Genomic DNA, 724 nt, shown 5'->3' with positions numbered 1-724 from the left:
TCCTCAAACTCCTCGAGAAGGAGTTTGACCGTCTTTCTCAGCTCGCGCTGTTTTGGTGGCGGGAGGTTGTCGATGCTGGATTTCATAAACAAAGGTCGGTCGTCCATTGCATACATAGCCGAGACAAGCCTCGATTCTACAGACTGACGCGTTTGCCCGCGTGAAGCAACGTGGTCAGTTCCCACGCATTCGATGCTGTCGTTCCCAATTACCTGCTCGTGCGGATCGTATGGAGATCCAAACACAATATTCCGCTCGTTGGCAAAAGTAATTCGCGATGCCACGTGGTCCGAAGAATGACTACAAATGTCGGACAAAGGGGGCGAAGTCTGGAGCAGCCAGCACCGTCTGAATCGGACGGCATTTCAAGTCTCAACTCGGGCTATCAAGTTCTATCCATGCAGGCGCATGATCGCTCGGCTTCTCCCATCCTCGCGTCTCTGCATCCACCCCCGCATTGCGAAGCCGGGACGACAACGAGGGACTGACCAGCAGATGGTCCATTCGCAGGCCAGAACTCTTGTCGTAGCCGCCCCCATAGGAGTGGTTCCAATACGTATAGACCCCCTTTTCCGGATGGATGCGCCTGACCGCGTCGATCCAGCCGTCCTCGAGCATCGCGGCATAGGCTTGGCGACTCTCGGGAAAGTAAACCGCATCGCCGATCCATCGTCGCGGCACCACGGCATCAATCGGAGTTGGAACGACATTGTAGTCGCCGCAC

Annotated in this window: 1 protein-coding gene; it reads right to left on the bottom strand. The window is 55.9% G+C overall.

Translation table 11 applies throughout. The annotated features are described in order from the left end of the window. Positions 1-372: 372 nt before the first annotated feature. Positions 373-724 (bottom strand): endonuclease/exonuclease/phosphatase family protein (locus EOA22_RS35975; protein ID WP_348629527.1); only part of this gene is annotated, 352 nt, incomplete at its 5' end.

Source organism: Mesorhizobium sp. M7A.F.Ca.US.014.04.1.1 (assembly GCF_003998745.1).
Taxonomy (GTDB): Bacteria; Pseudomonadota; Alphaproteobacteria; order Rhizobiales; family Rhizobiaceae; genus Mesorhizobium; species Mesorhizobium ciceri.
This window is presented reverse-complemented; position numbering and strand designations above follow the sequence as displayed.